Source organism: Aquibacillus rhizosphaerae (genome assembly GCF_030282825.1).
In the GTDB taxonomy this organism is placed as follows: Bacteria; Bacillota; Bacilli; order Bacillales; family Amphibacillaceae; genus Aquibacillus_C; species Aquibacillus_C rhizosphaerae.
In genome coordinates this window covers 142,927-155,988 of sequence record NZ_JASTZU010000034.1, presented here as the reverse complement: position 1 = coordinate 155,988, position 13,062 = coordinate 142,927, and the positions used below count along the sequence as shown (strand labels likewise).

Sequence of the window (13,062 nt, the reverse complement as noted above, 5' to 3'; positions counted from 1 at the left end):
TGCTATCTCTTTTTGTTCGTTTAATCGAAGGAAAAATCGACTTTCACCTTTTATAATGAAGCTATCTTATCATTTATAAATTTTATAAATGATAACCCCAAGTAAAAAGGAGCATGTGTTTATGACTATTTTAACCGGAAAAAAAATTCACAAGATCTATGGTAATAAGTTTAACAAACAAGAAGTACTAAAGGCATTGGACATCAACATTCAAAAAGGGGAATTTGTCAGCATTATGGGGCCTTCCGGGTCAGGAAAAACGACACTTCTTAATGTACTTTCCTCGATCGACAAAGTCAGCAATGGATCGATACAAATAGGCGACAAAGAAATTACTACGATGAAAGAAAAACAGTTGGCAGAATTCAGAAAAAGGAATTTAGGTTTTATTTTTCAAGAATATAATTTATTAGATACGTTAACAGTCAAAGAAAATATCCTTCTTCCATTATCAATCACAAAGGTACCAAAAAAGGAGGCAAATCAAAAATTCAAACTATTAGCTGAAGAACTAGGTATTTATGAAGTGAAAGATAAGTATCCGAATCAAATATCTGGGGGACAGAAACAACGCACCTCTGCAGCACGCGCCTTTATTCACGAACCAAGCATCATATTCGCTGATGAACCTACTGGTGCTCTGGATTCAAAATCCGCTTCAGATTTGTTAATGAAGTTAAGCGAATTAAATCAAAAACTGAAAGCAACCATCATCATGGTTACGCATGACATGGCGGCAGCCAGTTTTAGTAATAGAGTAATATTTATCAAGGATGGCGGTATATATTCCCACTTAAATAAAGGTGAGCAGACAAGACAAACTTTTTACCAAGACATAATGAAAACACAAGGTGTGTTAGGTGGGGTCCACCATGAGCATTAAACAACTCATCTTTCGAAACCTGAAAAAGAACCTAAAAAACTACTACCTTTATGTATTTGCGCTAATTTTCAGTGTTGCACTTTATTTTGCTTTTGTGACTTTGCAATTCGATCCTGCCTTGGATGAAGCAAAAGGTTCCGTTAAAGGAGCTGCATCCATGCGAGCTGCATCTGTCTTGCTGGTCGCTATCGTATCGATCTTTCTATTGTACGCAAACAACATTTTTATCAAACGCCGTAGTCAAGAAATTGGCTTATTACAATTAATCGGAATGACAAAGAATCGAATTTTTCACATTCTTAGTATTGAAAACTTTATGCTTTATTATAGTTCATTAGCGATTGGTTCATTTATTGGATTTGCTGCATCAAAATTAATTATGATGATATTATTTAAGATTACTAAAGTAGAAACGATTGCTACACTAAATTTCTCTACACATGCATTAATCCAAACACTAATCGTATTTACGGTGATCTACATTTTCATTATGTTAATGAACTTTCTATTTATTAAAAAACAAAGTATTCTTTCATTGTTTAATGTTCTATCATCATCACAAATAAAAATTAACAAAGTTTCATTTGTACAAATCATAATTGGAATCGTAGGCATTTGTTTAATTGTCTCCGGGTACTTTGTTTCCACCAAATTATTTGGTGGTGACTTTTCTACGATGACTGAATTGTTTATAGCGATGATTTATATCCTATCCTCTGTCATTATTGGGACATATCTTTTTTACAAAGGGTCTGTCACCTTCATTTTTAATATCATTCGCAAACAAAAAAATGGCTACTTAACCGTTAATGAAGTGTTATCTCTTTCTTCACTAATGTTCCGTATGAAATCCAATGCATTATTGTTAACGATTATTACAACTGTATCAGCTCTAGCAATTGGATTATTATCGTTAAGCTACATCGCATATTACTCTGCAGAAAAGAGTGCAGAAAATTATGTTGCAGCTGATTTTTCAATGACAGTTAAAGAAGATGCTGAGTTATTCAAGCAAGCATTGAATAGCCATGAGATTGCTTATAGTGAAAGAGTAATAGATGTCATTCAAGTTGAAGTGGATGTTAGAAACCTTATAGAAACCAAACTTGAAGAGATTAACTTTGACCCTAATGTAATGCTTCTATCAGTAATTAGTGACGATGCTATACAAAATGTAGATTTATCTACAGAAGAAACTATTTTCACAGGGTATAGTGATATTTTACAAAAGTTTATGTCATTTAAAGATTCAGGTAAAATCGATCTAAAAGGAAAAGAGATAAACATACCGCAAAATTATTTAGGATTAAAAAAAGACTTTGTTATATCTAACTACTTCACCAATGGTGGATTACCTACTGCAATTGTTGATGATAGCACCTTTAAACAACTAAAGAATGACCTAGTTACAGAGATACAAAAAGAATCATCGATTTATATTGGAATTACTGTAAAAAATGAAAAGAATCTTGAAAAAGCTAACGACATTTATACAGAAACAAGTGAGAAACTCAACAATGTCAGCCCCCATTCTTCTCGACTTAACATAAGTAATGTGCAAAAGAAGAATATGGGAATGATTATGTTTATCGTTGGCTTTTTAGGACTAACCTTTTTAATCACATCAGGCTGTATTCTTTACTTCAAACAAATGGATGAAAGTGAAGAAGAGAAAAGTAATTATACCATTTTAAGAAAACTCGGCTTCACCCAAGGTGATTTGTTAAAAGGCATTCGAATAAAGCAACTATTCAACTTTGGTATCCCGTTAACTATTGGATTGCTTCACAGTTATTTCGCAGTTCAATCCGGCTGGTTTTTATTTGGTACAGAAATATGGACACCAATGATCCTAGTAATGGTACTCTACACGGTGCTTTATTCAATATTTGGATTGTTATCCATACTCTATTATAAAAGAGTTATTAGAGAATCCCTATACTAGAGCACAACAATTTTAAAAAAGAACACATGACAGCCATTATGTGTTCTTTTACACAAAAAAGCACCAACTTCTGTATAGAAATTGGCAGTTCTTCTACTTACTATTAAAGGTTAGCGTGATGCTTTTGGTGGTTGGCAAACGTCACATTTACGCTGATTTTTATTTTTAAATTTAGTAAATGTTTTTTCGAAATTGCTACCACAGGCACATTTAAATAATAACTTTTGAGAAAATCCATGATATTCCGTCGATAACAACTTACTATCCGAATTTTTCTCAACAAATTCATTAATTTTATCAATTGTCCATCTCTTATTCATTCTCTTACACCTCCATATTTTTTCATTGGGCGGAGGCTTTTCTTGGCATCCGTTAAATTATGATCAAAAGTCGTAAATATCCTTAGTTATTTATTATAGCACGAGCTGATACACAATTAAATAGACCCCAATTTGCTTACTCGGCTATTCTAAGTATAAGCATAGGTAGCAATGCTCTTTTGTTATAAATTGTGTCTGTTTATATTTGTTCACACGCTTCACATCACTTGTACTCTAAATGGGTTCACTCTATCAATTATCCTACAGTTTCGAATAGTGAATGTGAGCTAAAACCAAAGACTGTGCAAGCCAATACTAAATAGTTAGAAATTGCTTCTATTCCTCCTATCAGTGTTTTTTGAATCACCGTACCTACTAGCGAATGAAGACAGAAAATAATATAAAACCAACTATTGCTACAAGGATCAAGATACCTGTGCCTTTCCAACCCAAACCATTAACCAATTCAACAAGGCTACCACTACTTGCACTGTTAGTCGCATCACTCAAATTTCCAATAGGATTTCCTTTTTTCTCCTCTAGCCTTAATCTTTCTCTTCTTTGCTCAGGAGTTTCACTCATTAACAAAACCCTCCCATTTAGTTTAGTTAGAATTTCAAAAATATCTTATTGGTTTGATATCCTCAATATACTAGTAATAGACCATTTATCTATATAATCATATTTGGGGAAAAGTTAACTCATTACATACATTTTAACATATAATTCCAATTAACGTTCCACAAATACCAAAATAGCTATGATCGCCGCCCCTTCTGTTCCTTTTGAAATCCGAACTAATCTATTCATGTAAGGCAGAACAAAAGCGCAGGGCGCCTAGCTCACCCTAGGGCAATAAGACGAACATCTATGTGGTGCTCTTTACCACAAAGATGTTTGACTCGGGTAGGCGCTGTAGCTGGACGTGGCACATGCTGGTAGTCAGTTATCTACAGGACACTAAGTCTATAATTTCCTGCTATAAAAATAACGACCAAATCTTATAGATTTAGTCGTATTATTTTGTACTACTCTTATTATCGGAATTAACTTACCTTAAAAAACTACTTAGCTATTGTTCACTTTTTGTATGGTATATCTAATAATTCCGGAACCGTCTCAAATTCAAAACCTTGTTCCTTTAAACTTGGGATAATTTGACGAAGTGATTTTATTGTATTTGTTCGATTTCCTTCCCAATCTGCACCATCATGCATTAAAATTATAGCGCCTGGATGAACGTTACTTAACACGTTATAAGCAATGTCTTTTGGAGGTGATTCTTGCCAATCTAAAGAATCAACAGACCAACCAACAACGGTATAATTCAGATCACTAAGTTTCTCTACTAATTCATTGTACAAAAATCCATAAGGAGCCCGGAACAAATTTGTTCGATAACCAATTTGCTCATTTAACATATTTTCGGTTTTGTTTACTTCTCTTTCAAGAGTATCAAGGTCAGCTTCTTCAACAAGATTAGGGTGCCAATATGTATGGTTGGCTACGATATGACCTTCTTCGATAATCCGTTCTACTAAGTCAGGATAAGCATTTACCCTGGCCCCCATTAGAAAAAAAGTCGCTTTAACATTATATTTTTTTAAAATATCAAGGATTTGTGGTGTAAATCGAGGATCGGGACCGTCGTCAAAGGTTAAAGCTACCTTTTTTTCAGTTTGCGGCCCTCGTAAAACAATCGTTTCTGGATACCTTTCTTGCAAAATAATGTTAGAAACAGGATAACGAACACGTTCTGTATGCTCAGGACCACCTTCTGGGTCTGGAAGATTTTCAAGTTGGGCATTTACTGTTATAGCTTCAAAAGAAATAATTGCAAAAAATGAAATAATTAACAACGCATTCAAAAGAATAACTTTCATAAATTCATCTCCTCTTCTTATTTATCACACACTTTATTTTTTATAAAAGCGTGTGCTTTACTCCAGATAAATATTGGTAAAAAATAAGAATGCGGAAAAGACATGTCAGTTTATATAATCGAAAACATTATAAACCCAATGATTATAATGGCAGCATCAGCAAAAATGTGAACTAACCAAGAGTTTATAAACCCGTTTGATTTCGTATTCAACCAATTAAAAAGTAGTCCTACTGAAAATAAAGAAATTAAACACAACAAAACTAACCATATGTCAAACCATGTTTGAAAGATTGAAATATGATAAATGGAAAATAATAAGGAAGAGAAAAGATAAGCTGTCTTCTTATCATTTAAGTGATATAAATTCTTAAAAATGAATCCTCTAAAAAAGAACTCTTCTACAAAGGAATTACCAAACGTTATGTACAATCCCACAAACAAGAAGTTATCGGGTGTAATTTGTGATTTTTCCGTTAATTCATTTGCTATAAGATCAAAATCAACAAACGACCCCAACGAATAATAAGCTATCAGAATAATAGTGAACGTTGAAATCGCAAATAACCAAGCAATTTTCGTTGGTTTTGGTAAAGTTATTTCAAACAACCTTCTGACATCTATTTTTCTAACTTTCACATAATACATCATTGGAATAGTAATAAATACTGCAACCTTAAATATTGTTTGTAATAAATAGTTAACGTCAGCAATTTGAGTCAGCCAATATAATACGAAACACGCTGTACTCGCTGATAAAATAATAATCCATTTATCTCTCACCGGAATTTCTCCTACTCTATGAATTTTTAACACGATACTTCCTCAAATTAGAAACCATATATGGTCATACCACCGTCAACGAATAATGTTTGTCCAGTAATATAGTTACTTGCATCTGATCCAAGAAACACTGCAGTTCCTGCTAACTCTTCTAACTTTCCGATTCTGTTTAATGGTGTGCGGTCAAGAATATCCTTTACATAAGCTTCATCCTTAAGTAGTTTTTCTGTTAATGCTGTTGGAAAATACCATGGACCAATTGCATTCACATTAATACCGTATTTCCCCCACTCCATTGCAAGATTTTTTGTCATTTGAATGATAGCACTTTTTGTCATTGCATAGACGACACCTGTTCTTAATGCAACATGCCCACCAACCGAGGACATATTAATAATTTTCCCTTGGGTATTGTGTTTCATTTTTTTCGCTGCTGCTTGCGCTAAGAAAAAGGAACTCCGCATATTCACATCAATAATTTGGCTCCATTCTTCTTCCGTTACATCTAATGCTTGGCTACGAATATTCATTCCAGCATTATTCACCCAAATATCAATTGGTTTAGAACCGAGTAATTCTTCGATTTTATCAATTATATATGTATAACTTTTTATATCGCTACAAATTGTGTAGGCAACTTTTCCATATGACTCCACTTCTTGTTTTACAGATACAAGGTCTTTCTCCGTACGAGCGATTAACACAATGTCTGCACCAGCTTCTGCGTAGGAAAGTGCAATGGCCCTTCCGATTCCTTTCGTTGCGCCAGTAATAACTGCTAATTTCCCTTCTAATGAAAAACTTGGTAAATACAAAAAAACATCTCCTTTATCATTATCTAAAACTATTAGTTTCTATATTATCATACGTCTTTTTTTCGTATACGAGATTCTATTATTTAATAATGTATTTTCAATATCAAGCTTGCAATGAATCTATTTTTAAATTAGCTTTTTCATTACCAAATTTAGGAATAGTTAATTACGTAATTTAAAATTTATTTATCAAATTCACATCACCTTTTTTATTTACAAACTTAAAACAACCGGTCATTTCGCTATTTTGTTCACAATTCTGTCACAAACTTTATAAACATAAATGTTAGTAAAGTTTGTCTATCAGACTACGTAGCCAAACGTGAAAAATTTGTGAATCGTACGCATGACAAGCCAAAACCACCTATTTATCGTGTAACATTATAGGTGAATCATCTGAGTATATAAGGGGTGGAAGTTGGATGTCTAAAAGTAAACATAAAACAAACGATGTTGAGACTTTTTCTGAAAAGGAACCAGAATTAAAAGGTACATTGATTGCGGTTTTTGGTTTAGGTGCATTTATCGTTATTAGTTGGATAATTGTTTATGTTTTATTTGTTAGTCGTTAGTAGAACTATTAGGGGAGGAAAATAGCATGCATTTACACAAATATGAAAAATTATGGCTAATTTTTGGAGTAAGTTCTCTTATTGTATTTTTAACCGTGTTAGGTATTGGAGCATTTTATAAAGGGATGCATCCACCGAGTCACCTAGCTACTATTGATCCACAAAACGTCGAGGCTCATGAAGCATTTAAAGAAGAAAACTTAGGCCTCCGTCAACTTGATGAAGATAAGTATATTGTTAGCGTAATCGCTTCAGCTTTTAATTATAACTTAGGAAAAGATGAAGACGGTGCTTCTGTTAATAATATCAGAATCCCTGTTGGTTCCACTGTTGTTTTTCAAGTAACAACAACCGATGTCGTTCACGGATTTCAGTTAGCTGGCACTAATGTAAACATGATGGTCGAACCAGGCTATATTAGTTCTTTAGAAACAGAGTTTAATAAACCGGGTACTTATACGTTACTTTGCAATGAATATTGTGGAACAGGTCATCACTATATGGCAGCTACCGTGGAGGTGTATCAACCATGACCATGATTAATAATACTAGTATTAATAAAGATGATTCTAGTTTAGTAATGGCACATATGTGGGTCGCTTTTGTTTCATTATTTGTTGGCGGATTAATGGGGTTATTACAAACCTTGGTTCGTTCTGGTACACTTACGCTCCCGTTTGGAATTGGCTATTATCAAATTTTAACTGTTCACGGTGTCATTCTAGCACTAGTGTTAACTACATTTTTTATTATTGGTTTTCAATTTTCACTTATGAGTAAAACTGTAGGAATGTCTAATAAACAAAGAGATAGTGCTTGGTTTGGATTTTGGATCATGCTATTCGGTACAGTTACTACAGCAGTAACAATCTTGCTAGGTAAAGCAAGTGTTCTTTACACCTTTTATGCTCCACTTAAAGCGTATCCTACTTTTTATATAGGTCTTGCTTTAGTTGTTGTTGGTAGCTGGATTGGTTGTTTTACAAACTTTAGACAATTATATGTTTGGAAGAAAAAACATAAAGGTGAAAAGTCACCATTGTTAGCCTTTATGGTTGTTATCAATATGTTGTTATGGTTTATTGCCACATTAGGAGTTGCAGCAACCGTCCTAATTCAATTTATCCCTTGGTCTTTAGGAATGGTTGATACAATCAACGTTTTAGTAAGTCGAACGTTATTCTGGTATTTTGGTCATCCACTTGTTTATTTCTGGTTATTACCTGCCTACATGGCTTGGTATGCAATTATTCCAAAAATTATCGGTGGTAAAATTTTCAGCGATTCATTAGCTAGACTTTCTTTTGTATTATTTTTAATGTTCTCCATTCCTGTTGGATTTCACCATCAGTTAACAGAACCTGGTATTGACCCAGTTTGGAAATTCATTCAAGTAGTACTAACGTTTATGGTTATCATTCCATCTTTATTAACTGCATTCTCGATGTTTGCTACCTTCGAAATAACTGGTCGAAAAAAAGGGTACACTGGTCTATTTGGTTGGATTAAAGGCCTCCCATGGAAAGATGTAAGATTCTTTGCACCAATGGTTGGTATGATTGCATTCATCCCTGCTGGAACTGGTGGCATTATCAATGCTTCTAACCAAATGAACCAGGTCGTTCATAATACAATATGGGTGACAGGACACTTCCATCTAACTGTAGGAACAACCGTAATATTAACCTTTTTCGGTATTTCTTATTGGTTAATTCCTGCTCTTACAGGACGTAAGCTAACTGCCAAGATTAACACTCTAGGATTGATTCAAACAATTGTTTGGGCGTTCGGTATGTCGATTATGTCAGGTTCGATGCACATTGCTGGTTTACTTGGTGCGCCTAGACGTTCTTCTTATTCTACTTACGGTGGAACAGAACAAGCAAGTGAATGGATTGGGTATCAAATAGGCCAAGCAATTGGTGGATCTATCCTTTTCATTGGTATTATCTTAATGGTTTATATTTTCATTAATATGGTGTTTTTAGCACCTAAGGGACATGAAGAATTCCCACTTGCGGAAGTATCTGATGACGCCGAACCTACACCAATGTTCTTAGAGAACTGGAAATTATGGATAGGAATTACGGTCGCACTCATCTTATTTGCCTATACCATTCCATTTATAGATATTATCCAGCATTCACCACCGGGGTCGCCTGGGTTTGATATGTTAATAAGATAAATAACGATTTAGTTAAAAAAGATAGATAAGCTATAATATGGGCTTATCTATCTTTTTTTTTATAGGAAGATATATAGTTTTCTAGATATTGATAACATGCAAAAAAAAGCCATGTCCAGCTCCACCGCCTAACCGATTCAATCCTAAGAACTTACACCGAGGCTTGTCTTAATTGCCATAGGGTAAGCATATAGGAATGCTACATAGAAAACCATCGCAGACAAGGATTTTTCTGTTTCGATGACTTCTGCGCTTTTGTTCTTTTCGAAAATATTCATTTTACTAATCGTCGACTATAAACGATTTGAACTTCATACGATCACAATCTATTTCTGAAATCACCTCTTCAAAACTTGTTATATCAGTAGGAAAAACTACACCACTGAATTTTTCACGCAATGCAAATTTCACGAGAGCCGCTGTAACCATTGCCGTTGTATGATAATCAGAAAAGGTCGAAAAAGCCATAACTCTTCTACACTCTTTATTGTTAATTACTCCTCTAACTTCCACTGTTAAAAAAGCTTCTTCCCGCTTATCAGGGTTATGTTTAACAAGTTTTCCCAGTAAATCTCTATCTAACTTATCGATTATACGAAGAACACCAATTCGTTTTAGTGAGGAAATTAGTTTGCTGAGAAAAGGATTATTCCATGAAGTATAATAATTTATTCTATCCGTATTTAAGTACTGTTCTAACATCCTTTTCTCCGTGTGGTCTATTAACCTTACTTTCTTTACCTTTTTATGTTCATAAAAATACATATTTTCCTTCTTACTAAAACCAGGTAATTGGTGTGATTTTTTGTCATCGATATACGTTACTTCTTGTGAAATTATTTTCAGCATATCTAGCATCCCTGTTATACCTGCTTTTGCATTTGTATTTTGCATAAGTCCAATGTTAATATTGTTTATTTTATGAAATACGGAAACTGCTTCTTTAACCATTAATCCAGATAACCCAGGTAAAAAGCCAGACATGACAATGGACAATACCCCATTCTCTTTTGCATCATCATCTAGATTTTGCACTTTTGCTACAAAATTTTGAAATGGGGTGACATCTAGACATAATATATTTTTCTTAATACAAGTAGATTGTATCAATGGATCAATTTGTTTTGTCGTAACAATTACTACGTCTAAACAATCAATCGCCATCTTTATGCTATTTTCATTTTTTACATTCAGATATCTAAAGCCAACATCTTCACCTAACGATGATGCTGTTTGTTTACCCCTATCCTCTTGGTAATCAGCAACGACCAGTTTCATTTGATTTCCAAAAATGCGAAGTAACTCCTCACACACTAATCGTCCTAGAACTCCAGAAGCTCCTGCAACCATTACCATTTTCATTTATTAGTGAATTCCTTTCCATCAGTTATATAAACAAATTCTCGCATGAAAAAGAACACGCATTATTTAATCGATTGATTTTTAAATTGCTGCGAGTGATCCATGGCGAATTGTACGATTTGTTTGAACGTGTCTGGATCGAATTCTTTTCTAGATGGTGTGTACAGCTTTGCTGTCCCTTCATCTATGATCTTAACCATAACACCACCTCGAACATACAACGTAACGTATAGAAAAGGTTCTATCATCTTATTGTCGATAAGGAATTGTTGCGGAAAATCTGCAGTAATGAGAAGTCGGTCTTCTACATGTTTTAAGGAAAGCTGACTATAGAATTGAAGATTATTAAGTTCATTTACAAACAATGAAAAACACTCCTTTTTTTACAAGCTATAAAAAAGACCTCAATTAGAGGTTAATGGCACTTCTTATATCATGACTGAAAATATTGATTTTTAAAACTACTAGCCCGAACAATAACGAGATGAATTTTGGATAGATAATTACAAAATCTCCAGAAGACATTTCTTATTACATTCATTTTACCACATAATGCCATTAAAGAATATATGAGAGTTTCATCAAAAAAGAACTCAAGCTATAAAAATGGATTACTTTCACTGTATTCTCAATCAATCTCAAAAAGCAAGGCAGTTTATGGTCTAGCTACTTAGTCTTGGTTACGTGTAACTGGAACAGGATTTTAAACCGATCACTACATCATTTTTCAACAAAACAAAAAGCACATCACCTAGTGATATACTTTTCTGTCGTGTTTTTACTTTTTTCATCCACTTAAAGATCGTATATTTCCGAGTACTTTTCGGTTAAATAGTCTACTAAATACTCTGGGTTCAATGATTCTCCAGTCACATCATTTAATAGTTGTAGTGGTTTTTTCATTTTTCCATACTGATGAATGTTGTTCGTAAGCCACTCTTTGATTTCAGTGAAATTCCCAGCACGAATAATTGAGTCCATGTCCATTTCTTTTTTCATCGCGTTATAAAATTGCGCTGCATACATATAACCTAATGCATAAGACGGGAAGTAACCAAAGTCACCCGCTGACCAGTGAATATCTTGCAACACACCATCTTTGTCGGATGTTGGTTTAATCCCTAAATAATCTTCCATTTTTTGATTCCACAATTCCGGTAGATCCTTGACTTCAATTTCATCATTAATCAAAGCCTTTTCTAGCTCATATCGTATCATAATATGGAGAGAATAGGTCATTTCATCAGCTTCAATTCTAATAAGTGATGGTTTCACTTCATTTATTGAACGATAAAAGTCATTAAAATCAACGTCTTGAAATTCATTTGGTGCTATTGATTTAAATAAATCGTAATGATTTGACCAGAATCCATTACTACGTGAAATGAAATTTTCCCAAAATAGTGATTGTGATTCATGAATGCCCATAGATGTACCACTTGATAATGGCGTTTGTGCTAAATCACCTGAAATATTTTGTTCATACAACGCATGGCCACCTTCATGTATTGTGCCAAAAATCGCCATCCGAAAATCCTTTTCATCATATCTTGTTGTTACACGAACATCGCTTGAATTCACTGAAATTGCGAATGGGTGCACTGTTTCATCTAAACGACCAGCATCAAAATCATAACCCATTCGTTTTAATATTTCTAAACTGAACTGTTCTTGTTTTTGTTTTGGGAAATGATGTTGCAATAGGTCTGGATTGGGCTTATTTTTAGCCTGATTCACTTTCTTAACTAAATCTGATAGTGAATCCCTCAATGCAGGAAATACTTGATCAAGAATCTCTGTAGTTACTCCTGGCTCATACATATGTAAAAGGGCATCATATCTATTTTTTTCATAACCCCAGTAATCAGCAAACTTTTTGTTAAACTCTACTAATTTTTCTAAATATGGCTGAAGTAATGTAAAATCGTCTTTTTCCCTTGCTTCTTGCCATACTGATTCCGATTTAGAGCGTAGCATAATAAATTGTTTATACTCTTCCTCGGGAATTTTACGATTTCGTTCAAACTCTTCTTCACATTCTTCTACAGCTTTTTGAATGATTTTATTATCGGTTTTATTTTTTAATTGATCAATAATTTTTTTCATTTGTTCAGATGTTGATAAATGATGCAATTTTTGCGATAATACACCGATCACTTCAGAACGTTGCTCTACGCCTTTTTTTGGAATCTTTGTTCTTAAATCCCATTGAATTAAAGCTAACGCTTCACCGTAAGCACTTTGTTCTTTTAATAAATTCAAAAAGTCAGTTTCTAATTTTGTGTACTCTTCCAATAACTCCAGTCCCTTCAAAT

13 protein-coding genes are annotated in these 13,062 nt (G+C 33.8%); 5 read left to right on the top strand and 8 right to left on the bottom strand.

Annotated features, from left to right (window positions below; all coding sequences use genetic code 11):
• The first annotated feature begins 121 nt into the window (after positions 1–121).
• Entirely contained in the window at positions 122–883 is a 762-nt protein-coding gene (locus QQS35_RS10395; protein WP_285932007.1) for an ABC transporter ATP-binding protein, read from the top strand.
• The gene (locus tag QQS35_RS10390; RefSeq protein WP_285932006.1) at positions 873–2,828 is read left to right on the top strand and encodes an ABC transporter permease; all 1,956 of its coding nucleotides are present in this window, start codon (positions 873–875) and stop codon (positions 2,826–2,828) included. Before QQS35_RS10395 ends, QQS35_RS10390 begins: the two co-directional genes overlap by 11 nt.
• A gap of 110 nt (positions 2,829–2,938) precedes the next feature.
• On the opposite strand, the gene QQS35_RS10385 is transcribed toward QQS35_RS10390, so the two are convergent.
• The 5 genes from QQS35_RS10385 to QQS35_RS10365 form a co-directional block, all read right to left on the bottom strand.
• A complete protein-coding gene (locus tag QQS35_RS10385; RefSeq protein WP_285932005.1) occupies positions 2,939–3,148 on the bottom strand; it encodes a hypothetical protein in 210 nt (69 codons plus the stop codon).
• Between the two features lie 375 nt (positions 3,149–3,523).
• Positions 3,524–3,730: a DUF6366 family protein gene (locus QQS35_RS10380; RefSeq protein ID WP_285932004.1), complete on the bottom strand. Its 207-nt coding sequence runs from the start codon at positions 3,728–3,730 to the stop codon at positions 3,524–3,526.
• A gap of 497 nt (positions 3,731–4,227) precedes the next feature.
• Positions 4,228–5,031, bottom strand: a complete 804-nt coding sequence (locus tag QQS35_RS10375) for a polysaccharide deacetylase family protein (protein WP_285932003.1) — start codon at positions 5,029–5,031, stop codon at positions 4,228–4,230.
• A gap of 110 nt (positions 5,032–5,141) precedes the next feature.
• The gene (locus QQS35_RS10370) at positions 5,142–5,813 is read right to left on the bottom strand and encodes a CPBP family intramembrane glutamic endopeptidase (protein WP_285932002.1); all 672 of its coding nucleotides are present in this window, start codon (positions 5,811–5,813) and stop codon (positions 5,142–5,144) included.
• A gap of 47 nt (positions 5,814–5,860) precedes the next feature.
• Positions 5,861–6,628, bottom strand: coding sequence for an SDR family NAD(P)-dependent oxidoreductase (locus QQS35_RS10365; RefSeq protein ID WP_285932001.1), 768 nt, complete (start codon positions 6,626–6,628; stop codon positions 5,861–5,863).
• A gap of 422 nt (positions 6,629–7,050) precedes the next feature.
• Between QQS35_RS10365 and QQS35_RS10360 the strand changes: the two genes are divergently transcribed.
• The 3 genes from QQS35_RS10360 to QQS35_RS10350 are packed head-to-tail and all read left to right on the top strand — an operon-like array spanning position 7,051 to position 9,385.
• Positions 7,051–7,200 carry a cytochrome c oxidase subunit 2A gene (locus QQS35_RS10360; protein WP_285932000.1) on the top strand — a complete coding sequence of 50 codons (150 nt, stop codon included), beginning with the start codon at positions 7,051–7,053 and terminating at the stop codon, positions 7,198–7,200.
• Between the two features lie 26 nt (positions 7,201–7,226).
• Positions 7,227–7,733, top strand: coding sequence for a cytochrome c oxidase subunit II (locus QQS35_RS10355; RefSeq protein WP_285931998.1), 507 nt, complete (start codon positions 7,227–7,229; stop codon positions 7,731–7,733).
• A 2-nt stretch (positions 7,734–7,735) separates the two neighbouring features.
• Positions 7,736–9,385 (top strand): b(o/a)3-type cytochrome-c oxidase subunit 1, encoded by a 1,650-nt coding sequence (locus QQS35_RS10350; protein ID WP_285932054.1) that lies wholly within the window; start codon positions 7,736–7,738, stop codon positions 9,383–9,385.
• A gap of 282 nt (positions 9,386–9,667) precedes the next feature.
• Here QQS35_RS10350 and QQS35_RS10345 read toward each other — a convergent pair whose 3' ends face one another.
• The 3 genes from QQS35_RS10345 to QQS35_RS10335 form a co-directional block, all read right to left on the bottom strand.
• Complete coding sequence (locus QQS35_RS10345) at positions 9,668–10,747, bottom strand: saccharopine dehydrogenase NADP-binding domain-containing protein (RefSeq protein WP_285931997.1); 1,080 nt, start codon at positions 10,745–10,747, stop codon at positions 9,668–9,670.
• Positions 10,748–10,809: 62 nt separating this feature from the next.
• Positions 10,810–11,112 carry a hypothetical protein gene (locus QQS35_RS10340; protein WP_285931996.1) on the bottom strand — a complete coding sequence of 101 codons (303 nt, stop codon included), beginning with the start codon at positions 11,110–11,112 and terminating at the stop codon, positions 10,810–10,812.
• Between the two features lie 430 nt (positions 11,113–11,542).
• Entirely contained in the window at positions 11,543–13,042 is a 1,500-nt protein-coding gene (locus tag QQS35_RS10335; protein WP_285931995.1) for a carboxypeptidase M32, read from the bottom strand.
• Positions 13,043–13,062 lie beyond the last annotated feature (20 nt).